The organism is Planococcus wigleyi, from assembly GCF_014836985.1.
Taxonomy (GTDB): domain Bacteria; phylum Bacillota; class Bacilli; order Bacillales_A; family Planococcaceae; genus Planococcus; species Planococcus notacanthi.
On record NZ_JACSPU010000001.1, the window covers coordinates 872,877 to 897,325 of the forward strand.

24 protein-coding genes are annotated in these 24,449 nt (G+C 44.7%); 22 read left to right on the top strand and 2 right to left on the bottom strand.

Annotated elements, in window-relative coordinates:
* Nucleotides 1–189 precede the first annotated feature (189 nt).
* From H9630_RS04075 to H9630_RS04125, 11 genes are all read left to right on the top strand, one after another.
* Entirely contained in the window at nucleotides 190–3,864 is a 3,675-nt protein-coding gene (locus tag H9630_RS04075; RefSeq protein ID WP_191714187.1) for a nitrate reductase subunit alpha, read from the top strand.
* Complete coding sequence (gene narH / locus H9630_RS04080; RefSeq protein ID WP_191714188.1) at nucleotides 3,854–5,440, top strand: nitrate reductase subunit beta; 1,587 nt, start codon at nucleotides 3,854–3,856, stop codon at nucleotides 5,438–5,440. Before H9630_RS04075 ends, narH begins: the two co-directional genes overlap by 11 nt.
* The gene (gene narJ, locus H9630_RS04085; RefSeq protein ID WP_191714189.1) at nucleotides 5,433–6,008 is read left to right on the top strand and encodes a nitrate reductase molybdenum cofactor assembly chaperone; all 576 of its coding nucleotides are present in this window, start codon (nucleotides 5,433–5,435) and stop codon (nucleotides 6,006–6,008) included. The genes narH and narJ overlap by 8 nt, the downstream gene beginning before the upstream one ends.
* Entirely contained in the window at nucleotides 5,995–6,684 is a 690-nt protein-coding gene (gene narI / locus H9630_RS04090) for a respiratory nitrate reductase subunit gamma (protein ID WP_191714190.1), read from the top strand. The genes narJ and narI overlap by 14 nt, the downstream gene beginning before the upstream one ends.
* Nucleotides 6,685–6,722: 38 nt before the next feature.
* Complete coding sequence (locus H9630_RS04095; protein WP_191714191.1) at nucleotides 6,723–7,181, top strand: GAF domain-containing protein; 459 nt, start codon at nucleotides 6,723–6,725, stop codon at nucleotides 7,179–7,181.
* A gap of 32 nt (nucleotides 7,182–7,213) precedes the next feature.
* The gene (locus H9630_RS04100; protein WP_191714508.1) at nucleotides 7,214–8,248 is read left to right on the top strand and encodes a sensor histidine kinase; all 1,035 of its coding nucleotides are present in this window, start codon (nucleotides 7,214–7,216) and stop codon (nucleotides 8,246–8,248) included.
* A complete protein-coding gene (locus H9630_RS04105) occupies nucleotides 8,245–8,892 on the top strand; it encodes a response regulator transcription factor (protein ID WP_191714192.1) in 648 nt (215 codons plus the stop codon). Before H9630_RS04100 ends, H9630_RS04105 begins: the two co-directional genes overlap by 4 nt.
* 25 nt (nucleotides 8,893–8,917) lie before the next feature.
* Nucleotides 8,918–9,445, top strand: coding sequence for a hemerythrin domain-containing protein (locus H9630_RS04110; RefSeq protein ID WP_191714193.1), 528 nt, complete (start codon nucleotides 8,918–8,920; stop codon nucleotides 9,443–9,445).
* 346 nt (nucleotides 9,446–9,791) lie between these two features.
* Nucleotides 9,792–11,321: a nitrate/nitrite transporter gene (locus tag H9630_RS04115; protein WP_191714194.1), complete on the top strand. Its 1,530-nt coding sequence runs from the start codon at nucleotides 9,792–9,794 to the stop codon at nucleotides 11,319–11,321.
* A 57-nt stretch (nucleotides 11,322–11,378) separates the two neighbouring features.
* Complete coding sequence (gene moaA / locus H9630_RS04120) at nucleotides 11,379–12,392, top strand: GTP 3',8-cyclase MoaA (RefSeq protein WP_191714195.1); 1,014 nt, start codon at nucleotides 11,379–11,381, stop codon at nucleotides 12,390–12,392.
* Nucleotides 12,393–12,451: 59 nt separating this feature from the next.
* Complete coding sequence (locus H9630_RS04125; RefSeq protein WP_191714196.1) at nucleotides 12,452–13,150, top strand: Crp/Fnr family transcriptional regulator; 699 nt, start codon at nucleotides 12,452–12,454, stop codon at nucleotides 13,148–13,150.
* A 63-nt stretch (nucleotides 13,151–13,213) separates the two neighbouring features.
* Here H9630_RS04125 and H9630_RS04130 read toward each other — a convergent pair whose 3' ends face one another.
* Nucleotides 13,214–14,116, bottom strand: a complete 903-nt coding sequence (locus H9630_RS04130; RefSeq protein ID WP_191714197.1) for an aldo/keto reductase — start codon at nucleotides 14,114–14,116, stop codon at nucleotides 13,214–13,216.
* Nucleotides 14,117–14,195: 79 nt separating this feature from the next.
* Between H9630_RS04130 and H9630_RS04135 the strand changes: the two genes are divergently transcribed.
* The 7 genes from H9630_RS04135 (at nucleotide 14,196) to H9630_RS04165 (ending at nucleotide 20,875) form a co-directional block, all read left to right on the top strand.
* Complete coding sequence (locus tag H9630_RS04135; RefSeq protein WP_191714198.1) at nucleotides 14,196–14,747, top strand: NUDIX domain-containing protein; 552 nt, start codon at nucleotides 14,196–14,198, stop codon at nucleotides 14,745–14,747.
* A 104-nt stretch (nucleotides 14,748–14,851) separates the two neighbouring features.
* On the top strand, nucleotides 14,852–15,313 hold the full coding sequence (gene fur, locus H9630_RS04140) for a ferric iron uptake transcriptional regulator (RefSeq protein WP_008430965.1): 462 nt from the start codon (nucleotides 14,852–14,854) through the stop codon (nucleotides 15,311–15,313).
* Nucleotides 15,314–15,425: 112 nt separating this feature from the next.
* Nucleotides 15,426–16,328: a site-specific tyrosine recombinase XerD gene (xerD, locus tag H9630_RS04145; protein WP_191714199.1), complete on the top strand. Its 903-nt coding sequence runs from the start codon at nucleotides 15,426–15,428 to the stop codon at nucleotides 16,326–16,328.
* 67 nt (nucleotides 16,329–16,395) lie between these two features.
* Nucleotides 16,396–17,583, top strand: a complete 1,188-nt coding sequence (gene deoB / locus H9630_RS04150) for a phosphopentomutase (protein ID WP_191714200.1) — start codon at nucleotides 16,396–16,398, stop codon at nucleotides 17,581–17,583.
* A gap of 56 nt (nucleotides 17,584–17,639) precedes the next feature.
* Entirely contained in the window at nucleotides 17,640–18,944 is a 1,305-nt protein-coding gene (locus tag H9630_RS04155) for a pyrimidine-nucleoside phosphorylase (protein ID WP_191714201.1), read from the top strand.
* A 68-nt stretch (nucleotides 18,945–19,012) separates the two neighbouring features.
* Nucleotides 19,013–20,335, top strand: coding sequence for a diaminopimelate decarboxylase (lysA, locus tag H9630_RS04160; protein WP_191714202.1), 1,323 nt, complete (start codon nucleotides 19,013–19,015; stop codon nucleotides 20,333–20,335).
* A 180-nt stretch (nucleotides 20,336–20,515) separates the two neighbouring features.
* Complete coding sequence (locus tag H9630_RS04165) at nucleotides 20,516–20,875, top strand: GNAT family N-acetyltransferase (RefSeq protein WP_191714203.1); 360 nt, start codon at nucleotides 20,516–20,518, stop codon at nucleotides 20,873–20,875.
* A gap of 1 nt (nucleotide 20,876) precedes the next feature.
* Here H9630_RS04165 and H9630_RS04170 read toward each other — a convergent pair whose 3' ends face one another.
* The gene (locus H9630_RS04170; RefSeq protein ID WP_191714204.1) at nucleotides 20,877–21,377 is read right to left on the bottom strand and encodes a DUF309 domain-containing protein; all 501 of its coding nucleotides are present in this window, start codon (nucleotides 21,375–21,377) and stop codon (nucleotides 20,877–20,879) included.
* Between the two features lie 83 nt (nucleotides 21,378–21,460).
* Here H9630_RS04170 and H9630_RS04175 point away from each other — a divergent pair, with 83 nt between their 5' ends.
* The 4 genes from H9630_RS04175 (at nucleotide 21,461) to resA (ending at nucleotide 24,448) form a co-directional block, all read left to right on the top strand.
* Nucleotides 21,461–22,234, top strand: coding sequence for a segregation/condensation protein A (locus tag H9630_RS04175; protein ID WP_191714205.1), 774 nt, complete (start codon nucleotides 21,461–21,463; stop codon nucleotides 22,232–22,234).
* On the top strand, nucleotides 22,212–22,802 hold the full coding sequence (gene scpB / locus H9630_RS04180) for an SMC-Scp complex subunit ScpB (RefSeq protein WP_191714206.1): 591 nt from the start codon (nucleotides 22,212–22,214) through the stop codon (nucleotides 22,800–22,802). Before H9630_RS04175 ends, scpB begins: the two co-directional genes overlap by 23 nt.
* 262 nt (nucleotides 22,803–23,064) lie before the next feature.
* Complete coding sequence (locus H9630_RS04185) at nucleotides 23,065–23,796, top strand: pseudouridine synthase (RefSeq protein WP_191714207.1); 732 nt, start codon at nucleotides 23,065–23,067, stop codon at nucleotides 23,794–23,796.
* Nucleotides 23,797–23,887: 91 nt separating this feature from the next.
* The gene (gene resA / locus H9630_RS04190) at nucleotides 23,888–24,448 is read left to right on the top strand and encodes a thiol-disulfide oxidoreductase ResA (protein ID WP_191714208.1); all 561 of its coding nucleotides are present in this window, start codon (nucleotides 23,888–23,890) and stop codon (nucleotides 24,446–24,448) included.
* Nucleotide 24,449 lies beyond the last annotated feature (1 nt).

Sequence of the window (24,449 nt, forward strand, 5' to 3'; positions counted from 1 at the left end):
TGGAATATGGAAATTTTGGGCTAAACAGTATTTTTGCAGTTTTCAATGAACAAGGGAATTCCAGTGCTTCTGTAGGACATTCCCTAATGGGAACTTGTATAGGGGACTAACATAATAAAAGCATACGAATGAATTTGTAATTGATTCCCTTCAATAGTTTTCATTCATGAGAAGGAGTGGGTATACGCGATGAAGAAAAAATTTGGATTGAATTTCTTTAAACCAGTCGAAAGTTATTCGGGCAGTTGGTCCATCCTGGAGGAAAAAAGCCGGGATTGGGAAAATATGTACCGCCAAAGATGGTCGCACGATAAAGTAGTCCGCACCACACACGGAGTAAACTGTACAGGATCATGCAGTTGGAAAGTATTCGTGAAGAATGGAATCATCACGTGGGAAAATCAGCAGATCGATTATCCTTCCTGCGGACCTGATATGCCTGAATTTGAACCGCGCGGCTGTCCAAGGGGTGCTACATTTTCCTGGTATGAATACAGTCCACTGCGAGTGAAATACCCTTATATGCGCGGTAAACTTTGGCGTCTTTGGAAAGCGGCGCGAGCCAGCCACCCGAACCCGGTGGATGCATGGGCAAGTATTGTAGAAGATCCTGAGAAAGCGATGTTCTATAAATCTGCCCGTGGAAAAGGCGGACACATCCGCGTCAATTGGGAAGATGCTTTGGAATTGATCGCAGCACAATTGATCTACACCATACAGAAATACGGACCAGACCGCGTGGCTGGCTTTACGCCAATTCCAGCGATGTCGATGGTCAGCTACGCTTCAGGAGCAAGATTTATTTCACTTCTTGGTGGTGAAATGCTTAGTTTTTATGATTGGTATGCGGATCTCCCACCTGCATCTCCACAAATATGGGGAGAACAGACAGATGTACCGGAGTCATCGGATTGGTATAACGCCGGGTATTTGATGATGTGGGGATCGAATGTTCCAATGACCAGAACACCGGATGCGCATTTCATGACAGAAGTCCGCTATAAAGGAACAAAAGTGGTATCGGTAGCTCCTGATTATGCAGAGAATGTTAAATTCGCCGATAATTGGCTGGCTCCTCACCCTGGAACGGATGCAGCACTAGCTCAAGCCATGACGCACGTTATTCTGGATGAATTCTATCAAAAGCGCCAAGAGCCGATGTTCATCAATTACGCGAAACAATATACGGATATGCCATTTATGATTTTATTGGATCCGCATGAAGATACATTAAAAGGTGGACGATTCTTGCGCGCCAGCGATTTGGGAGATACATCAGAGCATGCAGAATGGAAACCGGTCATTTTCGACGAAGCTGCAGATAAATTGATGGTGCCGAATGGCACGATGGGGCAGCGATGGGAAGAAGAGAAAAAATGGAACCTGATTCTCGAAAATGAAGATGGCTCCAAAGTGGACCCGGCGATGAGTGTTGTTGGCCACCAGGAAGAATGGAAGGAAATCGTCTTCCCGTATTTCGATAATCAGGGAAATGGCGTCTTCAAGCGGGTTATTCCTGCAAGAAAAGTAATATTGGCAGATGGTACAGAACGCTACGCGGCAACTGTTTATGATCTGATGATGAGCCAATACGGAATTATCCGTACGGAAAGTGAATATAATGCAAAAGGCTACGACGATGAAACCTCATTTTATACTCCTGCATGGCAGGAAAAAGTGACATCCGTCAAAGCATCAATCGTTACGCAGATTGCACGTGAATTTGCACAAAACTCGATCGATACAGGCGGACGCTCGATGATCATCATGGGCGCTGGCATCAACCATTGGTTCAACAGCGACACGATTTACCGCGCAATTTTGAACCTGGTCATTCTGACAGCTTCCCAGGGCGTCAATGGTGGTGGATGGGCGCATTATGTCGGACAGGAAAAATGCCGTCCGATTGAAGGATGGTCGACTGTGGCTTTCGCGAAAGATTGGCAAGGCCCTGCAAGACTGCAGAATGCAACTTCCTTCTTCTATTTTGCAACAGAACAATGGAGATATGAGGAAAGTGGCGTAGATGTGTTGACGTCACCTTTGGCAGAAGATGTCGCCTATCAGCACCCGGCTGACTATAATGTGCTGGCAGCACGATTAGGATGGCTTCCTTCATATCCACAATTCAATAAAAATAGCTTGCTGTTTGCAGAAGAAGCTGCTGAAAAAGGTGCAAAGACCAATAAAGAGATTATCGATTACGCAGTGGAAGAAGTTATTTCCCGTAAAACGAAATTTGCGGTGGAAGATCCAGGTGCACCGGAGAACTTTCCGAGAACACTGTTCATCTGGCGTTCCAACTTAATTTCGAGTTCTGCTAAAGGCCAGGAATACTTTATGAAGCATCTGTTAGGTGCCAAAGATGGCTTGTTGGCTGAACCGAACGTCGATGAAAAACCAGAAGAAATCGTTTGGAGGGAAGATGTTGAAGGCAAACTGGATCTTATGGTTGCACTTGATTTCCGGATGACTTCGACTCCTCTATACGCAGATATTGTCTTGCCTGCAGCGACTTGGTACGAAAAGACCGATCTGTCTTCAACTGATATGCATCCTTTTGTACATCCATTTAATCCGGCAGTCAACCCCCTGTGGGAATCCCGTTCTGATTGGGATATCTACGCTAAATTAGCTGAAAGATTCTCAGAGATGGCGAAAACACATTTGCCTGGCGTCTATAAAGATGTGGTCATCACCCCTCTTGCACATGATACAAAAAGTGAAATTTCACAGCCGATGGGTGTCGTTAAAGATTGGACTAAAGGGGAAATCGAAGCAATCCCTGGCAAAACAATGCCGAATTTCAGTATTGTAGAGCGGGATTACACCAAAATACATGACAAATACATTACCTTGGGACCTAATTTAGCTGTCGGCAAAACCGGTGCGCATGGTGTCAGCTTCTCTGTAGCGGATGAGTATGAGGAATTGAAGCACATCAACGGTACGTTCTTTGATGAAACCATCAAAAATGGTTTGCCAAAAATCCAAACGGCTCGACAAGTGGCGGATGCCATGCTGAACCTTTCATCGGCAACAAACGGACGTGTTTCACAAAAAGCATATATTGAAGCAGAAAAAGATACAGGCGTAGAGTTGAAGGATATTTCAGCAGACCGCGCAGCAGAAAAAATCACGTTCCAAAGTATCACTGTCCAACCGCGTGAAGTTATTCCGACGCCGGTGTTCAGTGGATCCAATAAAATGGGGCGACGGTATTCTCCATTCACAACAAATATTGAGCGTTTAGTGCCATTCCGGACATTGACAGGCCGACAGCATTTCTATATCGACCATGAAATTTTCCAGCAGTTCGGCGAAGCTTTGCCAATCTATAAACCGACATTACCGCCGATGGTATTCGGCAAGAATGATAAAAAGATAAGAGGCGGCGTTGATTCGCTGGTGCTGCGTTATTTGACGCCTCACGGCAAATGGAATATCCACTCCACCTATCAGGATAATCAGCATATGCTGACGCTATTCCGCGGCGGTCCGACTGTCTGGATCAACAACGAAGATGCAAAAGCACACGATATCGACGATAATGCATGGCTCGAAGTGTATAACCGAAACGGCGTTGTCACAGCGCGCGCTGTCGTCAGCCACCGGATGCCGAGGGGTACGATGTTCATGTACCACGCTCAAGACAAACACATTCAAGTGCCTGGTTCTGAAATTACGGATACCCGTGGCGGCAGCCATAACGCGCCGACCCGCATTCACCTCAAACCGACTCAAATGGTCGGCGGATATGCTCAGCTCAGTTACGGCTTCAATTACTACGGCCCTATCGGTAATCAGCGCGATGAATACGTGGCAGTTCGGAAAATGAAGGAGGTTGACTGGCTTGAAGATTAAAGCGCAAGTAGCGATGGTGATGAATTTGGATAAATGTATCGGTTGCCATACCTGCAGTGTCACGTGTAAGACCACGTGGACCAACCGTAAAGGTGCAGAGTATATGTGGTTCAACAACGTGGAAACAAAACCTGGCATCGGGTATCCGAAGCGCTGGGAAGATCAGGAACTTTATAAAGGCGGCTGGCAGCTCCGCAAAGGGAAACTGGAATTGAAGTCAGGGAATAAATTATCAAAAGTCGCGTTGGGGAAAATCTTTTACAACCCGGATATGCCGGAAATGAAGGATTATTATGAGCCTTGGACATATAATTATGAGCATTTGACCAACGCTGGAGAATTGGAACACTCACCGGTTGCACGTGCACATTCAGCCATCACTGGGAAGAAGATGGACCTTGAATGGGGTCCGAACTGGGAAGATGATCTGGCAGGAGCGCATATTACGGGACCGTTGGATCCGAATATCCAAAAAATCGAAGAAGAAATCAAATTCAATTTCGATAAAGCGTTTATGGTGTATTTACCGAGACTTTGTGAACACTGCCTGAATCCGAGCTGTGTAGCATCATGTCCCTCTGGCGCGATTTACAAACGCGAAGAAGATGGTATCGTCCTGGTCGACCAGGAAGCTTGCCGAGGCTGGCGCTATTGTATGACAGGCTGCCCTTACAAAAAAGTTTACTTTAACTGGCAAACCAATAAAGCCGAGAAATGCACATTCTGCTTTCCGCGGATCGAAGCGGGGCTGCCAACCGTTTGCTCAGAAACCTGTACGGGCCGCATCCGTTATTTAGGGGTGCTTTTGTATGATGCAGATCGCGTGCTGGAAGTGGCTTCCACACCAGACGAAAAAGATTTATACAAAGCGCAATGTGACCTATTTATTGACCCGTTTGATCCTGAAATGATTGCGATGGCCAGAAAAGATGGCATATCAGAAGACTGGATAGAAGCAGCGCAGAACTCGCCGGTTTACAAACTGGCGATTGAACATCAACTCGCTTTCCCGTTACATCCGGAGTACCGGACTTTGCCGATGGTTTGGTATGTGCCGCCGCTTAGTCCAATCATGAACTATTTTGAAGGCAAAGATTCTATTAAAAATCCGGATATGATTTTCCCGGCAATCGAAGAAATGCGGACCCCGATTCAGTATTTGGCGAATATGCTGACGGCCGGCGATACGGAAACAGTTAAGAAATCGCTGCAGCGCATGGCAATGATGCGCTCGTATATGCGTGCCAAGACAACTGGCAAGGAATTCGATGAAAGCCGCCTGGAACGGATCGGCATGACAGCCCATCAGACTGAGAAAATGTACCGCCTTCTGGCAATCGCCAAATATGAGGATCGTTTCGTCATTCCAAGTACGCATAGAGAAGGACGTGTCAATCCGTACCGTGCGCAGGGGATGGAAGGGTTTGATACAGAAGGCATGGGAGGGTGGGGAACTGACTCCGGTGGATCCTGTGACAGCTGTGGCCCGGCAACGCCAAGCCCAACTGGAACAGCTACGAAAACCGGTAAAGAAATTTATGAAGAAAACTTCTACGGAGGTATATGGCGTGATTAATTTAGAGAAACTATATCGTTATAAATTGTCATTCGGTTTTTTTGCCCATCACTTGACCTATCCGCAGAAGCTTGATTTTCATCCATCGTTGATTGAGGAATCATTCGATGCGGATCATCCGGCGTATAATTATGTTCAGCAATATTGGGAACTGATGCATGAATTGAGCTTGGATGAAATCCAGGAAATGTATACCGATATTTTTGATTTTGACAAAGACAGCACGCTGTTCATGACCTATTTCAAGTTTGAAGATGCCAAAGAACGGGGCCAGATGCTTGCTAAACTGAAAGTCTCGTATGAAATGTTCGGTCTTGAAATGCCGGATTCGGAATTATCCGATTTCCTGCCACTCATTTGCGAATTTCTTTATGCAGCTGAGTGGCTGGGGGATCCACGGGCGCCTCAGAGTTTCCAGATGCTGATTGCCGTTCTGGAGGATGGAACCTATCATCTGTTGAAATCACTTGAGAAAAAAGACAGCCCCTATTTCCATCTTGTTAAAGGATTGCGTGAAACGTTTAAAGTCTGTATCGAGCAGGAGGTGCCTGTCGATGGAAACGCTTGATAGATTAATTTGGGTGGTCTTTCCTTACCTCTGCATGGCCATCTTCGTTTTTGGGCACATCTATCGCTACCGAGTTGATAAATTTCATTGGACAGCCAAATCCAGTGAATTTATTGAAAAAAAACAATTAATGATTGGCAGCTTGATGTTTCACCTTGGCATTATTCCTGTCATTTTTGGCCATATCGGAGGGTTGGCAATTCCGATTGCCTGGATGAATGCTATTGGCGTCAATGATCATTTGTATCATATCGGTGCTATCTATATCGGTGGGATTTTTGGTTTCATGACGTTGATCGGCATGATTATTCTCACTTTTCGACGCTTTTCGCTGTCCAGTGTCCGCAAATTAAGTTCTTTTTCTGATCTTGCAGTAAACTCACTGCTTTTGTTCATTGTGTTCGTCGGAATGTATGCCACGTTGGTCACGAATGTAGTGCAGCCCGACTTCGATTATCGCATGACGATTTCAGTCTGGTTCAGGGATTTGTTCTTGTTTAGAGCAAATCCGGCTATCATGGCAGACGTGCCTTGGTCGTTTAAAATTCATGTTTTAACAGGCTTTGCCATATTTGCTTTTTGGCCGTTTACCCGTCTTGTGCATGTTTGGAGTGTACCGTTGAATTATGTAGGCAGAAGTTATATCCTGTACAGGAGACATAAACCAACAAATTAAAGAGATGTTCTCTTTTTAGTTTAATAGGAGACAAAAGCATGGATTATACAGAAGAATATCAATTGCAAATTGAAAAAATCCGGGAAGCTCTTGGTTGTGATATTATTGCGCTTGCTTTAGTCGAACCGGCGGAAAACTTGCATGTATTAAAATGGCAATACATTTCAGGCAACATAAGTGAACGCATAAAAAAAGTAGTGCTGCAATCAGGCAAAGGAATAGCGGGAGGCGTTTTTAAGAATGGCAAACCTATTCTGGTGGCTGATGTGGAAAAATTTGCAGCAAAGGAAGATTTATTCAACTATCCTATTTTAAAACTTGAAAACCTAAAGAGTATTGGCGCTGCTCCGTTATGGCATAGCGGAAGAGTGGTAGGGGTGCTGTTGGGCGGCTTTAGAGAACCCCATTTGATGACACCGGAAAGATTGCAGATGCTGATCAGCATGTCTAAATCCGACATAGGAACGCTGGACGGGAAGGAATTGATGTGGAATTGATTTCGGGGAAAAAAGATCAATTGATTGATCTCATGCTGAAGATGTACGAAAACAGCACAGAAGCAATTTTCTTTTTTACGAGCGAAGGCAGTACCATTTCAATGAACCCGGCAGCAGAAAATATAATGGATGACCATGTGCTGGAACAGCTGAAAAAAGGAGCCGAAAACGCCTTATGCAATGTCTGCAGAGGGTATACCAGCGAAAGCGATCTGACAACCTGCAAAGACTGTTATTTCACAAGTTCCAATCATGAGGACTTCACCTCTTTTCAGGTTTTTTTGGAAACAGTCGGAAAAGGCATTGTTCCGTACGCAGCAACCTTCCATGTTATCGATGCGGAAAAAGGCACGAGGGTCTTCATCTTAAGGGATTTGTCGATGCAATTTGAAACGCAAAACAAACTGCAGCAAAACAAAATGATGAAAAATGTCATTAAAGCCCAGGAAAATGAACGCAAGCGGATTTCAAGAGAGCTGCATGACAGCGTTGCGCAAGAACTTTTAAGTGCGGTCGTGGATTTGCGTGCACTTAAATACATGACAGATGACACAGAAGTCTTGAAGAAAACCAATGAAAGTACGTCAACATTAATCCGGTTGATGGACGATATCCGTAATCTGTCTGTAGAACTGCGTCCCTCAGCGCTTGATGACTTTGGGCTGGAGGCGGCTTTCCGTTCCCACTTTAAACGGGTGGAGGAAAGTTTCGGTTTAACCATTGATTTTAAGTCGACAGTCAAAAAGACCCGTTATGAAAATGAAGTCGAAACCGTATTGTATCGGATCTGCCAGGAAGCTGTTTTGAATGCGATAAAATATGCGCAAGTGGAGACTATCCAAGTTCATTTATTCGAAGAAGGGGATAGCTTGCAGTTGAGCGTAAAAGACAAAGGTGCAGGTTTTATCGTTGGAGACCATCCGATGGGCACAGGGCTTGGCCTTTATGGCATGAACGAACGAGCTGAATTGGTATCGGGAAATGTAACCATCGATTCTGAAGTCGGTAAAGGAACGACCGTGCATTTGCGTGTGCCTTTAGACGAAAAGCGGGAGGTGGCGAAATGAAGATAGTCATAGCGGATGACCACGCGATTGTGCGCAGTGGGTTTTCAATGATCCTCAATTTCCAAGAGGATATGGAAGTGATCGCCATGGCAGCTGATGGAATTGAAGCTTACCAGATGGTAGCCAAGCATCAGCCGGATGTGCTGCTGCTGGATTTGAGCATGCCGCCTGGCGAGAGCGGATTAGTGGCGACAGGGAAGATCAAGGAAGATTTTCCTGAAACCAAGATTCTTGTGCTGACGATGCATGATGATGAAGAGTATTTGTTTCATGTATTAAAAAATGGCGCTTCGGGTTATATGTTGAAAAGTGCGCCGGATGAAGAATTGCTTCAGGCCATTCGCGTCATCTACAATGGTGGAACCTACATCCATCCCAAAATGGCTACTTCATTGGTACGCGAATTAGTCAATAAAGACCACAAAGTAAAAGAATCGGATCCTTTTGAATTATTGTCCAAAAGGGAGATCGAAGTTCTGCCATTGGTTGCGAAGGGTTATGGCAATAAGGAAATTGCCCAAAAGCTCTTCATTTCTGTAAAAACGGTCGAAGCCCATAAAGCAAAAATTATGGAAAAGCTCCAGTTGAAGAGCAGGCCTGAATTAGTGGAATACGTATTAAAGAAAAAACTATTGAATTTTTGACGAAAAGCTGGGAGTTGGTCTTTTGATGACAGAAAAATCAGAGCTTCGTTTTAAGGAACCTGGTATGAGGCTATTGGAAAATGAACATGCTTATTTAACGTTCTTAATGAATGAATGGCATGCGCTGGTCCTGTCTTTTGAAGATGAAGGGCTTAGCCTGGAAGCTGGCCGTGAAAACATGAAGATTTTACGCCAAAAACTTTTTGAGTTTATTGAGCCTTTTAAAAATCATACGGACAAAGAAGAAGAATTCTTTTTTCCCGCATTAGGAAATTATATCGGATTCGAGCAGGGCCCGCTCGTCGGTATTCAAGACGAGCATCAGGAGATCGATGCGTATATCGGTCATTTCTTTCACCATACCCGTGACAATATCGACTTATTGACATTGGAACAGATGAAGACAGTCGCTCAGGATGCGGCAGAGGCATTTGAAGTCTTGACGGTCCATTTCATGAAAGAGGAAACCGTGCTGTTTCCGATGGCTGAAAAAGCCATGAAAGCAGCCGATCAGGATGAATTATACAAAAAACTGAATACCCTTATCACCTGAAAAGCTTGAGGGGCTGTCCCAAAATCATAAAAAATGATTTTGGGACAGCCTTTTTTTATTGGTCAAGAGATTAGGCGCTTGCGCTTTTCTTATTTTTTCAGACTCCAGCGCCCAGTCCCTCGAGTCGCTTCGGCAATACCGACAATGGCAAGAAACGCCATTACCGGCATTTCCTCCAGCGCTGGTCGGGACTAAACGGGCGCTTGCGCTTTTCTTAATTTAAGGGTTTCCCCTCCCAGTAGAAGGGCTCTCCCTTATTAAAATGCAGGTACTCTCGGGATACAATGAAGGCAGGGAATCAATATGAAAAAATCGTACAGAAAATTCAGTGGAAAAGGTGATTTTGATGATCAAGAAACTGCAATTGCCCCTTCAAACAATGAATCTCGTGGTCGGTTTTATGGTGTGGGTGATTATATCTTCCCTGATTCCATTTATCAGCGAAGATATAACCATAGCTCCAGAAAGACTGGCTATCGTAACGGCTGTGCCGGTTGTTCTGGGCTCAATTCTGCGGATTCCACTTGGCTATTACGCCAATGTCTTTGGAGCGCGAATTATTTTTCTAGTAAGTTTTATCCTGCTTTTGTTTCCGGTCTTTTACTTAAGTGAAGCCTCCAGTTTTACAGACCTCATCATCAGTGGATTATTCCTGGGAATCGGCGGAGCAGTCTTTTCAGTAGGGGTAACCTCGCTTCCGAAATACTATCCGAAGGAGAAACACGGACTCGTCAACGGAATTTATGGTGCCGGTAACATCGGTACAGCCGTCACTACATTTTCTGCTCCACTGATTGCCACACAGATTGGCTGGTCAAACACTGTCAAGATCTACCTGATCCTGTTGCTGATTTTTGCAGCATTGAATTTCTTCTTTGGTGACCGCCATGAACCGAAAGTGAAAACCCCTATTATTGAGCAGATTAAGGGTGTTTATAAAAATGAAAAACTTTGGTTCTTTTCCTTGTTCTATTTCATCACATTCGGCTCTTTTGTAGCATTTACGATTTATCTGCCCAACTTCCTTGTCAGCAATTTCGGACTGGAAAAAGTGGACGCGGGCATGCGGACTGCCGGCTTTATCGCACTTGCGACTTTTCTTCGGCCGGTAGGCGGATGGCTTGCCGATAAACTGCAGCCTTTGCTGCTGTTGATGGGGACGTTCTTCATCTATACCATCGCTGCGATCGTGTTGGCTTTTTCTCCAACAATCGGAATTTACACAGTCGGTACGCTGGCTATTGCAGTAAGTGCGGGTATTGGCAACGGCGTAATCTTTAAACTAGTGCCGTTTTACTTCAATAAGCAGGCCGGTATTGCAAACGGAATCGTATCCATGATGGGTGGCCTCGGCGGATTTTTCCCACCGATTATGCTGTCGATTATCTTTTCAGTTACGGGCCAATATTCAATCGGATTCATGCTCCTCTCCCAAGTAGCATTGGCGAGTCTCGTGCTGGTTGTCTGGATGTACTACCAGGACCGTCTGCAGCTGGCGGCCGAAGTTTTCAAGTCAACCGGACAAGGCATTTTGGTGACAGACATTTCCGGAAAAATAAAAACGGTGAATCCGGCTTTCACTAAATTGACCGGCTTTGAAGAATCGGATGTCATCGGCCAAAACCCAAACATCATGAAATCCGACAGACAGCCAAAAGACTTCTATAAAGAAATGTGGCAGGAAATTGAGCAGAAGGGAATGTGGCAAGGCGAAATTTGGAACCGCCGCAAAAATGGCGAGGAGTACCTTCAATGGTTGAATATCAGTGCAGTAAAGGATGATACGGGTGAAGTCGTCCGATATGTCGGTACATTCACTGATATCACTTCTGAATACAAGAAAAAAACCGTCACCATTCCAGTGATGACTACATGAACAAGAGACCAAAAAATCTCTTTTATACGAATGAAGTGTTTAAGAAAGGTGGATAAGATGATGGAACCATTGACCGATCAACTGGGGCGTCCAATGAGGGATTTGCGCATTTCTGTTACAGACCGCTGCAACTTCCGGTGTTCTTACTGCATGCCAAAAGAGGTGTTCGGTGACGACTATGCATTTTTGCCTAAACAGGAATTGCTGACTTTTGAGGAAATCCAAAGGCTTACCAGATTATTTGTGTCGATGGGGGTTAAAAAAATCCGATTAACGGGCGGAGAACCTTTATTGCGCAGGGGGTTGCCGGAATTGATCAAAATGATCTTTTCAGTTGAAGGAGTAGAAGATGTCGGATTGACCACTAATGGCTTGCTGCTTAAACGGCATGGCCAGGCTTTGTACGATGCGGGACTCAGAAGGCTGAACATCAGCCTCGACGCACTGGATCCGGAATTATTCGGAAGCTTGAACGGTCGAGGGGTCAGCTCAGAAAATATTTTGGAACAAATAGACTACGCAAAAGCTCTTGGATTTGAAATCAAAGTGAATATGGTAGTCCAAAAAAATGTCAATGATGCTGAAATCCTTCCTATGGCGGCATATTTCAAGGAACGGGAAATCACATTGCGTTTTATTGAGTTTATGGATGTCGGAAATGACAATAATTGGAGCTTTGAAAAAGTCGTAACCAAACAGGAAATCCTCCGGAAGCTCGAATCGGTTTATACATTAACGGCTGTCGACGAAGATTATTTTGGGGAAGTGGCTAAACGGTACCGTTATGAAGGCAGCGAAGCCCAAGTTGGTTTTATTACTTCCGTTTCAGAATCGTTCTGTTCTTCGTGTACAAGGTCCAGATTATCGTCAGATGGTAAATTCTACACGTGCCTTTTCGCTACGGAAGGATTCGATATCCGCAAACTTCTACGGGATGATTGGGATGATCTACAGCTACTTGATGCAATCGGTGCAGTTTGGAGCGGGAGAAGAGATCGTTATTCCGATGAACGGACTGAAGAAAGTGCCAAAAGCCGGAAGAAAATCGGCATGTCTTATATAGGCGGTTGATCTTTCGGGTATAGTTAAAGGAGAGATTTAACTATATGGATCAATACAGGAGGGAAAGTATGGAGAGCAATGGGTTAAAGCAACCATCTTCGCCACATGAGCATCTATGTGTATCTATCGTTCCAATTTTTAACCATCTTGAACAAGCCGAACTGAAAGAAGTCGCTGCTACGACCAAAGGGCGAAAGTTGCCAAAAGGCGAAATTCTCTACAGGGCTGGCGAAAAATCCAATTCCTTGTACATTATCCATAAAGGAAAATTGAAAGTATACCGTTTGACTGAAAGTGGCAAAGAACAGGTGATCCGGATTTTGCAGCCGGGTGATTTCACAGGAGAACTAGCTCTTTTTACAGACAATGTCCACGATTCTTATGCAGAAGCGATGGAAGCTACAGAATTGTGTACGATCAGCAGTGGAGACATAAACGACTTGTTTTTGAAATATCCACAAATATCTTTGAAAATCATCAAGGAATTTTCATTGAGACTGGATCAGGCAGAACATCAAGTGATCAGTTTTACAACAGAAGATACGGAGACGAGAGTTGCGTTGTATTTGATCCAGCAAGCTGAATCCAGCCAAAGCAAAGAGATCCGATTGCCGATGTCGCGAAAAGATCTTGCTTCTTATCTCGGAACTACGCCGGAAACGATCAGCCGGAAATTGGCCAAGTTTGAAGATGAAGGATGGATCCAGCAATTCGACCAACGGGCCATCCGGATCGTGGATATGGAAAACTTGTCGCTTTATAAATAGAAAACCAGCAGCAATCCCGTCGGTTAACAACGGATTGCTGCTGGTTTTTTTGTTAGGTTTAGCTTATTCTCGATGATCCTGATAGAGATCTTGGCGAGTCAGTGTTTTAGCCTCTGTGATTTGCTCGGTGGAAACCGGTGTTTTGTATGCTTGGATAGTCGTTTTGAGCTGATCGGCTGAACTGGCTCCAGCGACGACAGAACTGACCGTGTCGTGCTGCAATACGCTCTGTAATGCCAAGGCATGCAGGTTGTCATGGACTGCCGATAATTTCTGAAGAGTGGTTTTCAATTCCTCTGCCGCATACCCCATATAGCTGCCCATTTTTTCTGCACGCTGAAGTCCTTCACCAGTCAATAGACCTTTCGCAAGCGACCCGCGTGTAACGACTGATTTTCCAGCTTGTCCAATGCTGTCGAGAAGTTCTTCCGGCCGGCGGTCCAGTAGGCTGTATTGCATCATGATTGAAGAAATATTACTTTTTTCGAGAAAGCGTTTGATGACGTTAGGCCGGATGGAGGAAATGCCATACGCACGAATGAGCCCTTCTTCTTTTAATTCTTCAAAAGCCTCAATGGTTTCTTCGGAATCATCCGTGATCATGCCGCCATGCAATTGATACAAGTCGATGTAATCTGTCTGCAGGCGTTTTAAACTCGCGTGAATCTGTTCTTTGATATACGCTTTTGTCGGATTCCACTTGACCTCATCAGAATGCGTATTCCATTGGTTGCCCACTTTAGTGGCTAGGACAATATCTTTTCGGTGGCGCTTTAAAGACTGCCCAACTACCTCCTCATTGATGCCTTTGTTATACAAATCCGCCGTGTCGAAATAATTGATGCCATGGGCAATTGCGGCATCTACAATGATGCCTGCTTCTTTTTTTTCTGTTGGCAGGGACATGCAGCCCATGCCGATTTCACTTACCTCAATTCCGCTATTTCCCAAAAAACGTTTCTTCATTTCTGCACCTCATTTAGTCTGTCGTATCTTATATGGTATACTTTTCCTCAGAGAAACAACAAATGAAAAGAGGATTCCAATGAAAAAGTTTGAAGAAAAGACGATCTCTTCCAATCGTATATATGAAGGGAAAATTATTAACTTGAAAGTTGACGATGTGTCTCTTCCGAATGGCCATACGTCAAAACGTGAATTGATTGAGCATCCTGGAGCGGTCGCAATCATCGTTATTACGCCCGAAAACAAAATTGTTTTGGTGGAACAATACCGTAAAGCGCTTGAACGGTCCTTGGTGGAAATTCCTGCAGGAAAGCTGGAGCCGGGAGAGGCACCTGAATATACGGCAATGCGTGAATTGGAAGAAGAAACAGGGTACACAGCAGAGAAATTGGTTAAAATACAAACTTTTGCCACATCTCCCGGATTTGCGGACGAAGTGGTTCATTTGTTTGCGGCAGAAGGTTTAAGCAAAGCAACAAACGGCGCTGTGTTGGACGACGATGAATTTGTGGAATTAATGGAAGTAACGATTGAAGAAGCAGAACAAATGGTTTTGGACGAACGAATTTATGATGCCAAAACAGCATTTGCGATACTGTGGGCAAAGCAACGATTATCAATTGAGAATTGAAACAATTATCACTTTGTAACGATTCTAATTAAACCACAGATAGTATGGTTGTAATTGAGAACTCCCTTTTGATATAATAGAGGCAGTTTAAGGGAGGGCGTCGCATGGAAACCAGAATCGATCGGATTAAAAAGCAATTACACGCTGCGAGTTACAAATTGACGCCACAGCGTGAAGCGACAGTTCGAGTTTTGCTAGACCATGAAGAAGACCATCTGAGTGCTGAAGACGTCTATCTTTTAGTGAAAGACATTGCACCGGAGATTGGATTGGCAACTGTTTACCGAACGTTGGAGCTTTTAACGGAATTAAAAATTGTCGACAAAATAAATTTTGGTGACGGCGTGTCGCGTTATGATTTGCGTCAGGAAGGCGCAGCACATTTCCATCATCACCTTGTCTGCTTGGAATGTGGAGCAGTCGATGAAATACAGGAAGATCTATTGGAAGATGTCGAGAATATAGTAGAGAAACGCTGGAATTTTCAAATTAAAGACCACCGTCTTACTTTTCATGGCATCTGCTGGCGCTGCAATGACAGCAATTCTCAAAATCCATCAGAATAACTGATGCCAAAAGGACGGCCCATACTGGCCGTCCTTTTTGAATGGGAAAACTGTCAGATGTTTACGAAGACTAGGATTTACTTACCGGGCAATAGATAAAGGAGGCAGACAGATGAACTTTGGCAAAGATGCACTCGACGATTATGTGCATTTTCTCCGTGTTGAAAGACAGCTTGCCGACAACACATTATCGTCTTACGAACGCGATTTGAAAGCTTATTTACAGTATTTAAAAGAAGTGGAGCAGCTGGAATCCTTGAGCAGGGTCGAACGGGTACATATCTTAAATCATTTGCTCCATTTGAAAGAATCGACCAAAACTCCGCGGACAGTCGCACGCCATATATCTTCCATTCGGTCATTCCATCAATTTCTGATTCGGGAACGGATCGTTGAAACGGATCCGACCGTCCATCTTGAGATGCCTCAAATGGATAAAAAGCTGCCGAACATCCTGTCAATTGAAGAAGTGGACGCTTTAATTCAGGCGCCCGCCACCAACAAAGCAAATGGGTTGCGGGATCAGGCAATGCTGGAATTATTATATGCCAGTGGAATGCGTGTCAGTGAATGCATCAATTTGGATATAGAAGACATCCATCTAACAATGGGATTTGTCCGATGTACTGGTAAAGGCGGAAAAGAACGAATCATTCCCTTAGGCAAATCCGCATTGAAATCATGCCAGACATATTTAGAGGTGGGACGCATGGAGTTGCTTAAGAGTGGAGAAAAAACAGACGCCATGTTCATCAATCAACGCGGCAAACGGCTGACGCGCCAAGGCTTCTGGAAACTGCTGAAGCAGCATGCCCAAAAAGCGGGAATCCAAAAAGAATTGACGCCGCATACGCTGCGCCATTCTTTTGCGACGCATTTATTGGAAAACGGAGCAGACATTCGTGCCGTCCAAGAAATGCTTGGACATGCAGATATCTCGACTACACAAATTTATACACACGTCAGCAAAACCCGTTTAAAGGATGTCTATTCTCAATTTCATCCTCGTGCTTAAAAGAGGTCTGACTTCCGACGAGAGACGGATGTGTGGTAAAATTAAATGAAAATAAGGAGGAACATATATGACAATCAAACCATTTAAACGCGTTCATTTAGTAGTGCTGGATTCAGTGGGCATCGGCGAAGCGCCAGACGCTGAAGCTTTTGGAGATACAGGTTCAGATACATTAGGCCATATTGCGGAAGCGGTAGGCGGACTTAATATGCCGAACATGGAGAAGCTGGGTCTTGCAAACATCGTTCCAGTGAAAGGGCTTGCATCTTCGGACTCACCGGCAGCTTATTATGGTAAATTGCAGGAAGCTTCTGTCGGCAAAGATACCATGACTGGCCACTGGGAGATCATGGGTTTGAACATTGATACACCTTTTAAAGTATATCCGGATGGTTTTCCTGAAGAATTGATCCAACAACTGGAAGAAAAAACAGGCCGGAAAGTTCTCGGCAACAAGCCGGCGAGCGGAACCGAAATACTGGACGAGCTTGGCCAACAGCATATGGAAACAGGCGCAATCATTGTTTATACATCTGCTGATCCGGTCTTACAGATTGCAGCTCATGAAGAAATCATTCCACTCGAAGAGCTTTATCGCATCTGTGAAATTGCACGCGAACTGACGTTGGAACCTGAATACCTGGTTGGCCGCGTCATTGCACGCCCATTCTTGGGACAGCCTGGAGCTTTCAAACGGACATCGAATCGTCATGACTATGCGTTGGCGCCTTTTGAACGCACTGTAATGAACGAATTGAAAGATGGCGGCAAAGACGTGATCGCTATCGGAAAAATAGATGATATTTATAACGGAGCAGGCGTCACGAAAGCTTTGCGTACGAAAGACAATATGGACGGCATGGATAAACTTGTGCAAGTCGTAGGTGAAGAATTTAATGGATTGAGCTTCCTGAACTTAGTAGATTTCGATGCGCTTTACGGCCATCGCAGAGATCCGCAAGGTTATGGCGATGCGCTTGAGGCATTTGATGCCCGCTTACCGGAAGTGCTGGAAAAAATGCAGCAGGACGACTTATTGATTATTACAGCCGACCACGGCAACGATCCAACCTTCCCAGGGACAGATCATACGCGTGAATATGTTCCGTTATTGGCTTATTCTCCGCGCTTCACAGGCGGCGAACAGCTGGAAACCGGCAAAACATTTTCGGATATCGGCGCGACGATCGCTGAAAACTTTTCAGTGGCAATGCCGAAATTCGGCAAAAGCTTTTTGGCCCGGTTAAACGGATAGTCCAATAAACGTTGATTCACCTGATTTAAAACAAAACCAAGAAGGTGGTAAAATTCATGAGAATGGTAGATTTGATTGAAAAGAAAAGAGACGGCCACGAGCTGTCGACTGAAGAAATTAAGTTCGTTATCACGGGCTATACAAGTGGCGACATCGCAGATTATCAAATGAGTGCTTTTCTGATGGCTGTTTATTTCCAAAACATGACTGAGCGCGAACGGGCTGACCTGACATTGGCGATGGCTGAATCAGGCGACCAGATCGATCTTTCTGCAATTGACGGAATCAAAGTCGACAAGCATTCCACGGGCGGTGTCGGCGATACAACGACTCTTGTTCTGGGTCCATTAGTGGCAGCTTGCGGCGTTCCTGTTGCAAAAATGAGCGGACGCGGCCTTGGCCATACCGGCGGTACAATCGATAAATTAGAGGCGATTGATGGATTCCACGTTGAATTGTCAACAGAGGATTTCATCAAACAAGTGAACGACCATAAATTGGCGGTTATCGGACAAAGCGGCAACTTGACTCCTGCCGATAAAAAAATGTATGCATTGCGTGATGTAACTGGAACTGTCAACAGCATCCCGTTGATTGCGAGCTCCATCATGAGCAAAAAAATCGCTGCAGGAGCCGACGCCATTGTCTTGGACGTGAAAACAGGTGAAGGAGCGTTTATGAAGACGCCTGAAGATGCTAAGGAATTGGCTCATGCCATGGTCGGAATCGGCAACGCGACCGGCAGAAAAACAATGGCCATCATTTCTGATATGAGCCAACCGCTTGGCTTTGCAATCGGCAACGCTTTGGAAGTCAAAGAAGCAATTGAAACCCTGCAAGGAAAAGGTCCGGAAGATTTGACGGAATTATGCATGGTCCTCGGCAGTCAGATGGTTGTAGTCGGCGGAAAAGCGGAAACTTTGGAGGAAGCCCGCACCATGTTGGAACAAGTGATTGAAAATGGACAAGCGTTGGAAGTTTTCAAGCAGTTTATAAAAGACCAAGGCGGAAATCCAGCAGTAGTGGATGATGTCACATTATTGCCACAAGCTGAATTCGTTACAGAAGTTCATTCTAAAGAAGAAGGTTACATTTCCTTCATGGAAGCGGATGAAATCGGTACAGCAGCTATGGTGCTGGGTGCAGGCAGAGCAACAAAAGAATCAGAAATCGATTTGGCTGTCGGCATCGTCCTCCACAAGAAAGTGGGAGACTTCGTTAAGGCCGGAGAATCGATTGCAACTATTTATTCCAATGCAAAAGAAGTCGCAGAATGTTCTAAAATGATATATAATAGTATCGAATATACAAGTGAACCGGTTGATAAAATCAAGCTGATCTCAGCTTTGATCACCGATTGACAAAAATCTTGCTGGGTAGTTGCTCAGCAAGATTTTTCGCATATAGACATAATCAGGAGGGGCTTTTATTGCATTTATACGGCACACAAACGATTAATGAGCAGGGCCATTTGACGATTGGCGGAACCGATTCAGTTGAATTGGCGAACACCTACGGCACACCACTTTACGTCTACGACATCCAATTGTTCCGGGACCGGGCAAGAGCATTCCAGCAAACTTTCGAAGAGGCAGGAATCGGCTATCAGGTTGCATATGCCAGTAAGGCATTTTCAACGATCGCCATTTATCAAGTGGCTGCAGAAGAGAGCCTGTCGTTGGACGTGGTTTCTGCAGGTGAATTGTACACCGCCATCAAAGCCGGATACCCGGTTGAAAAAATTCACTTCCATGGCAACAACAAAAGTCTGGAAGAACTCCAAATGGCTTTCGAGGCAGGGATTGGCTGCATCGTTGTGGATAATTTTCACGAAATCGATTTATTGAAGAAACTTTCAGAACAATTGAAACGACCAATGAATATTCTATTGCGTGTAACACCGGGAATTGAAGCCCATACACACGATTACATCACGACAGGACAAGAAGATTCGAAATTCGGTTTTGACTTGAAAAATGGACAGGCTGACAAAGCATTCCAGCAAACCTATGATCATGGCTATCTAAAACTGATGGGCCTTCACTGCCATATCGGATCGCAAATTTTCGATACAGCGGCATTCCAGCTGGCTTCAGAAAAACTGCTCCAGAAAATGGCTGCGTGGAAAGAAGAGACGGGCTATACGTGTCCGGTCTTAAACCTTGGCGGAGGATTCGGCATTCGTTATACAGAAGAAGACCAGCCGTTGGAACCGGCTGTCTATGTAAAACAAATGATTGAAACCGTCAAACAGACTTCCGAAGCATCGGGTTATCCAATTCCGGAAATTTGGATTGAGCCGGGCCGTTCTTTGATCGGTGATGCGGGGACGACACTGTACACCATCGGCTCGATGAAGGAAGTACCGGGCACCCGCAAGTACGCAGCGGTAGACGGCGGCATGTCGGACAATATCCGTCCGGCATTGTATGGAGCGAAATACAGTTCTCTATTGGCCAATAAAGCAAATGCTGTACTGGACGAAACCTATACCATTGCAGGGAAATGCTGCGAGTCGGGGGATAAGCTGATTGAAGAGGCTAAATTGCCGGCAGCCGAACCTGGTGATATTTTAAGTGTTTTCTGTACGGGAGCTTATGGCTATTCGATGGCCAGCAATTACAACCGTATTGCAAGACCGGCAGTTGTTTTCGCAGAAAACGGCAATCATCAGCTGGTAGTAAAACGCGAAACGAATGAGGATCTGATTAAACAAGATCTCTCGTATTCGCAGCAGGCATTGAAGAAATGAGAAAAGGAAACGTAGTTTTATTGCTTTTCATCTTGGCAATGGCAGTGGCTTGGGGAATTGTTTATTGGATCTTTTTTGCAGAAAATGTCATAACCGGCTAAGCGATGCTCTCTTGAGTTATCGGAAGATCTATAGTAGTATGGTAAAAGCCGCTTATAGACGAAAATGAGGGATTTGACTATGCTGTACAGATATAAGAAATCATTCGAGAAAATCGCTATGGGCCTGTTGTCGTTTATGCCGAAAGAGCGAGAGCTGAAAAAACTTCAGCAAACCATGCACATCTATGAAGAGAATCCCGATTGGCAATTATTCCTTTGGAAAAAAGGGGATGATTTTGTCGGGTTATTAGGAGTGGAAGTCGGCGAAGAAACTTATACGATTCACCATTTATCGGTAAATCCATCGCATCGCGGATATGGAATCGGCCATGAAATGGTGGACAAGATCCAAGATATCATGCAGAATCGTAGAATGCTTGCAACAGAAGAAACCGAAGCATTTCTAAAAAAATGCCCAGTAAAAAAAGGCGGCCTTTAAGTTAAAGGTTCCGTCTTTTTTTTTGTTCCCGCAAACTGATGATGGAAGTGCGGTCACGAAGTCTATGTTTGTGCATCAGAAAGTAGGGATCCTGCTGTGCAAGCGGATGTTCTGAATGATAGGCATCCACTGCTTTTTTCAGCTCTTCTGAAACAATCGGGATTTCCTGCACAAAAAATGGGCGGCGGTCAGTGACAGCTTCAATCGAATCGGTTAAAATGCTGATCAGCTTTTCGTGGTCGAAACCCTCGACCCAAACGCCTTCTGCAGCCAATTTTACTTTGGCGCGGATGAACGAGCGCAAAGCACCCGGGTAATTGCTTCTTCTCCAATGATACATGCCGACCGCCAGTTGGATCCAGCCGGTAAGCGGGTGCATTTTGTCTTTAGGGGCCACGGCTTTCCAGTATTCTTCGCCAACTTCGTGGCATTCGAAAAAGTCTTTCTCTTCATTGAAATTGATGATGTATTGAATAAACAGCGGATGTTGAAGTGGATGCATTTTGATCCCCTTTCTACTATAATAAAGGTTAACTGCCCATTAATTGGGATGGATGAGTATTTTAACAGTCAGGTGGTACAGTCATGTCGTACGAAGTAAAAGTGGAGGCTTTTGAAGGCCCTCTAGATTTATTATTGCATTTAATCCACCGTTTGGAAATTGATATTTACGATATTCCTGTTTCACAGATTACTTCACAGTATATGGAACACATACGGGCGATGCAAGTCCTGGAATTGAACGAGGCAAGTGAATACCTTGTGATGGCCGCTACTTTATTGGCAATCAAAAGCAAAACGCTGCTGCCGGTCCATGAAGGAGAACTGGATGAAATTGAATTTGAATTCGATGAACAGGACCCCCGGGAAGAGTTGGTATCACGACTGGTCGAATATCGGAAATTCAAGGAAGCTTCTGAAAATCTAAAGGACTTGGAAAGCCAGCGCTCCTTTATATACACGAAAGCACCGATGGATCTATCGGAAATACAAGCAGCCATTCCTCACGATCAAGTTGATCTTGAAGTGAACGCATACGATATGCTAGGCGCGTTTCAGAAAATGCTTCGGCGCAAACAGTTAAAAGCGCCATTATCGGCGCGTGTTGCCAGACAGGAAATTTCCATCAAGCATCAGATGACTGCAATCGTTGACCAATTAAAGATATCGAAAGGACGCACGACTTTCAGCAGTTTGTTCCCTTCAGATGATAAATCCGTACTGGTTGTGTCTTTCCTTTCGATTTTGGAATTGATGAAACGCCAAGTGGTTGCGGTAGAGCAGGAAATGAATTTCACCGATCTGATGGTGGAACTCAGAAAGGAAACGTGGGAATATGAAGACGAATCTTACGAGTAAAATAGAAGCTTTGCTTTTCGTTGCCGGAGATGATGGATTGACGCTCAAGCAGCTTCAATTTTTAACGGAAGCAGATAAAGAAGAAGTGCTGGAAGCTTTGAAAGAGCTGGAGACGCGTTATCTAAACACAACCAGTGGCATTTGTTTAAAAGAATTGGCAGGCGTTTTTCAGCTTGTGACCAAACAAGAAGTGGCTGAGACGATTCAGAAACTGGTGGAAAACCCTACTGTTCAAGCACTTTCGCAGGCATCTCTGGAAGTATTGGCGATTATTGCATACAAACAGCCGATCACGCGTGTGGAAGTTGAGGATTTGCGCGGAGTAAAAAGTGAAAAAGCGCTGCATACATTAGCTGCAAAAGGCTTGGTTCAGGAAGCGGGCCGTGTTGAAGGGACAGGAAGAGCCATTTTATATGGAACGACCAAAGAATTTTTGAATTATTTTGGCTTGAAGAATTTGGATGAGCTTCCGCCATTGCCTGAAGAAGCGGCAAATGACCTCGACGAGGATGCGGATTTGTTTATGACCAATTTTCAAGAAACCTTTAAAGAAGAAGTGAAAGTATAAAGATGTTTCCGGAAGACTGAGCCATTGACAGTCTTCTTTTCTTTTGAGCTAAGCACTTTCGCTTTTCGGGGAAATGTGACATAATTCCGAGAGGAACGAACGGCATATCGAGTTATTGTAAAAAATTTGCAGTACTTGGCTAGGCAAGGCCGAAAGTGGGTTCTTGCACTTTTCTGCTTGTCTGGCTTCAGCCTCCTTCATTCTTTTGAATGGGAAGGTGCGTACGCTTTTCGAAAAAAATACTAATGAGGTGAACTTATTTATGGAAAGATTACAGAAAGTACTTGCACATGCAGGCGTGGCATCACGACGTAAGTCGGAACAATTGATTTTAGACGGCAAAGTGAGGGTCAACGGAAAAACGGTGAAAGAATTAGGGGTGAAAGTTTCCAGTTCAGATAAAATTGAAGTGGAAGGCGTTCAGCTTGAAAAAGAGCAGAAAGTTTATTATTTATTGTATAAACCACGGGGCGTTATTTCTGCGGTTTCTGATGACAAAAACCGCAAAGTCGTTACCGATTTCTTTGGCGATATTGAAAAACGGATTTATCCGGTCGGACGATTGGACTATGATACATCTGGCTTGCTGATAATGACCAATGATGGGGAATTTGCCAACATGCTGACTCATCCGAAGTTTGAAATCGAGAAAACCTATGTAGCCCGTTTAAAAGGGATTCCCGAAAGAGAAGACCTGAAGAAATTGGAGCGCGGCATCAAGCTGGAAGACGGCATGACGGCCCCTGCTAAAGTGAAGTTTCTGTCAGGCGATAAAAAGACGGGCAAAGCCATTGTCCAGATCACCATACACGAAGGAAGAAACCGTCAGGTCAGAAGAATGTTTGAAGCGATCGGCTATCCTGTCCAGAAATTGAGCCGGGAACAATTTGCATTCCTGACATTGCACGGACTGAATGCAGGCGAATCACGCGAGCTGTCTGCCCATGAGGTGAAGTTGCTGCGTGTTATGGCTGAAACAGGCAAGCGCATCTAACGTTCACAAACCCTTCAAAAGTCGCGATTTTTGACAGTTTAAACTTTGCTATAATTGAGTTTGCATAATATCCCTCGAAGGAGGATCATGTATGGGCGAACAAGTAAAACAGAAGAAGAAGAACAAGAAACAAAAAAGAGCTGTGATGAGAACGGTCATCCTGGCGGTTTTAGTAGCCGCTATCGGTTACACCATCTACAATAGCGCTACAGCTAAAGATGTCACGCTGCTGGAAGTCGGAGATAAAGCACCCGACTTTGCCTTAGTGGATCTTGAAGGCAATGACCATAAATTATCGGATTATGAAGGCCAAGGAGTCTTTTTGAATTTCTGGGGTACATGGTGCAAGCCGTGTGCAAAAGAGATGCCAGCTATGGACCGGCAATACGAAGCTTTCTCTAATGACGGCGTTCAAGTGCTTGCAGTAAACATTGCTCAATCAGATTTTGAAGTCCAATCTTTCGCTGATCAATATGGTTTGTCTTTTCCAGTAGTGATTGACAAAACGAAAAGTGTGATGACGGCCTACAACATCAGGCCATTGCCAACTACCGTGCTTGTGAATCCGGAAGGGAACATCGAGCGCATCATTACGGGTGAAATGACGGAACAGGATATTGCAGGGTTTATGGAAGAAATCAAACCTGAATAAG

Bases quoted from the DNA above. Each gene is read 5' to 3' on its own strand.
- H9630_RS04075 (WP_191714187.1), top strand. From the start codon at position 190: ATGAAGAAAAAATTTGGATTGAATTTCTTTAAACCAGTCGAAAGTTAT.
- narI (WP_191714190.1), top strand. From the start codon at position 5,995: ATGGAAACGCTTGATAGATTAATTTGGGTGGTCTTTCCTTACCTCTGC.
- H9630_RS04095 (WP_191714191.1), top strand. From the start codon at position 6,723: ATGGATTATACAGAAGAATATCAATTGCAAATTGAAAAAATCCGGGAA.
- H9630_RS04100 (WP_191714508.1), top strand. From the start codon at position 7,214: ATGCTGAAGATGTACGAAAACAGCACAGAAGCAATTTTCTTTTTTACG.
- H9630_RS04105 (WP_191714192.1), top strand. From the start codon at position 8,245: ATGAAGATAGTCATAGCGGATGACCACGCGATTGTGCGCAGTGGGTTT.
- H9630_RS04110 (WP_191714193.1), top strand. From the start codon at position 8,918: ATGACAGAAAAATCAGAGCTTCGTTTTAAGGAACCTGGTATGAGGCTA.
- H9630_RS04115 (WP_191714194.1), top strand. From the start codon at position 9,792: ATGATCAAGAAACTGCAATTGCCCCTTCAAACAATGAATCTCGTGGTC.
- moaA (WP_191714195.1), top strand. From the start codon at position 11,379: ATGATGGAACCATTGACCGATCAACTGGGGCGTCCAATGAGGGATTTG.
- H9630_RS04125 (WP_191714196.1), top strand. From the start codon at position 12,452: ATGGAGAGCAATGGGTTAAAGCAACCATCTTCGCCACATGAGCATCTA.
- H9630_RS04130 (WP_191714197.1), bottom strand. From the start codon at position 14,116: ATGAAGAAACGTTTTTTGGGAAATAGCGGAATTGAGGTAAGTGAAATC.
- H9630_RS04135 (WP_191714198.1), top strand. From the start codon at position 14,196: ATGAAAAAGTTTGAAGAAAAGACGATCTCTTCCAATCGTATATATGAA.
- fur (WP_008430965.1), top strand. From the start codon at position 14,852: ATGGAAACCAGAATCGATCGGATTAAAAAGCAATTACACGCTGCGAGT.
- xerD (WP_191714199.1), top strand. From the start codon at position 15,426: ATGAACTTTGGCAAAGATGCACTCGACGATTATGTGCATTTTCTCCGT.
- deoB (WP_191714200.1), top strand. From the start codon at position 16,396: ATGACAATCAAACCATTTAAACGCGTTCATTTAGTAGTGCTGGATTCA.
- H9630_RS04155 (WP_191714201.1), top strand. From the start codon at position 17,640: ATGAGAATGGTAGATTTGATTGAAAAGAAAAGAGACGGCCACGAGCTG.
- H9630_RS04165 (WP_191714203.1), top strand. From the start codon at position 20,516: ATGCTGTACAGATATAAGAAATCATTCGAGAAAATCGCTATGGGCCTG.
- H9630_RS04170 (WP_191714204.1), bottom strand. From the start codon at position 21,377: ATGCATCCACTTCAACATCCGCTGTTTATTCAATACATCATCAATTTC.
- H9630_RS04175 (WP_191714205.1), top strand. From the start codon at position 21,461: ATGTCGTACGAAGTAAAAGTGGAGGCTTTTGAAGGCCCTCTAGATTTA.
- scpB (WP_191714206.1), top strand. From the start codon at position 22,212: ATGAAGACGAATCTTACGAGTAAAATAGAAGCTTTGCTTTTCGTTGCC.
- H9630_RS04185 (WP_191714207.1), top strand. From the start codon at position 23,065: ATGGAAAGATTACAGAAAGTACTTGCACATGCAGGCGTGGCATCACGA.
- resA (WP_191714208.1), top strand. From the start codon at position 23,888: ATGGGCGAACAAGTAAAACAGAAGAAGAAGAACAAGAAACAAAAAAGA.